Below are 1,600 nucleotides of genomic sequence, written 5' to 3'. Positions count from 1 at the left end.
GGAGATGCGGATGTTTTGTTGGACTGGTTATGTTGTAATCCCTAGGTGCTGCCGATACTTCACCGGACTCATCGCACCTAATGAGATCTTGATTCGCTTCTCGTTATACCAGCATATGTACCTGTCCAGGAAGCAGATAAAATCTTCCAGCGTTGTGGTGCTCCAGTTTCTGCCATAGTACATTTCATTTTTGACCCGCCCGAAGAAGCCTTCACACGCCGCGTTATCCGACGAGCAACCTTTGCGCGACATAGACCTTATAAGACCCGATGCACTGATACGATCCAGCCAGCCCGGCCATCTATAATGACCGCCTCTGTCACTGTGTATTACCGGTCTTTCATTTTCTCTGAGAGTATCGATCGCATCATCGAGCATACCATTCACCAGTTTTGCATCCGGGCGCGGGCCTATCGACCAGCTCACTACTTTGCCATCAAAACAGTCGATGACTGGCGACAGATAGACCTTGCCTGCCGGAAGCTGGAACTCGGTAATATCAGTCAGCCACTTCTCATTTGGCCGGCAGGCACGAAAATTTCTGGCAAGGAGATTTTCAGGTGCCGGCCCTATTTCACCGCAGTAAGAGCTGTATCGCCGCCGCCCAGCTCGCTTAACGATGAGTTGCTCCTCAGCCATCAGCCTGCGGACGACCTTTTCAGAGATGCAGGTGTTGTTCTCCCTGAGCATTGCATGGAGACGCCGGTAGCCATAGCAACGGTAATTTCCTTCAAAGATCTTTCCCATGACGACGCGTATTTCCGCATACTTATCATGCAGACGCTGGCTCGCTTTGTGATAAAAATAGCAACTCCGGGCTAGCTGCAGAACACAGAGCAATTCAGCGACGGGATAGATATCCTTAAGGGCATCAACGATCTGGGTTTTCTCCCTGTTCTTCAGGGTCTGGACGCTGATGCCCATGTCTTTTTTTATCAGTTCATTCGCTTTTGTCAGGATGTCACGTTCAAGCTGTAACTGATGAAGTTGCTGTTTAAGCCGGGTAATTTCATCAATCAATGCATCCTGGCTTTTATCCTGAGGGGCTGCTTTACGTCTACGCATGGATTGATAAGCCTCATCGTCGAGCAGGTCTTTCTTCCATTTGTACAGGACCGGAACGCTGACGCCTATGCTTTGTGCAACTTTAAGGGCGGTTCCACGCCGGTTGCAGAGATCACGGACAGCCTGAGATCTTTCATCCGGAGTGAAGCATTTGTTCGTATTTGAGCGAACGACCAGAGGACGCCGGTTTGGATAAAGCTCTTCAATCCAGCGTTTAAGCAACTCATTGCTGGGATAGCCTTTGGCTCGCCGGGTGAACGCCAGACAACCACCATGCGTCAGGTAATGCTCAACAGCAGCAATTTTCTGTGCATGTGAGTATCGTTGTCTCGATTTTAGTTCTCTCGGTAAGTTGCCAGTTTCTTCATAAATTCGCACCCAGCGACCGAGCTGTTTAATGGACGGATACCCCAATTCTTTGACAACCACAGAGGCTTTTTTACCATACCGATAATAGAGTTCAACAGCCCGAATCCGGTCCTCATATGAATGCATGTATTATCTCCTGAAGGTCCAGGAAAACGTCCGCACTCCC

1 protein-coding gene is annotated in these 1,600 nt (G+C 49.4%); it reads right to left on the bottom strand.

What is annotated here, in order from left to right; translation table 11 throughout:
* Nucleotides 1-27 precede the first annotated feature (27 nt).
* Nucleotides 28-1,560, bottom strand: a complete 1,533-nt coding sequence (locus tag GBAG_RS21705) for an IS3 family transposase (RefSeq protein WP_034500302.1) — start codon at nucleotides 1,558-1,560, stop codon at nucleotides 28-30.
* Nucleotides 1,561-1,600: the final 40 nt, after the last annotated feature.

The sequence above is a fragment of the Buttiauxella agrestis ATCC 33320 genome, assembly GCF_000735355.1.
GTDB classification, from domain to species: domain Bacteria; phylum Pseudomonadota; class Gammaproteobacteria; order Enterobacterales; family Enterobacteriaceae; genus Buttiauxella; species Buttiauxella agrestis.
This window is presented reverse-complemented; position numbering and strand designations above follow the sequence as displayed.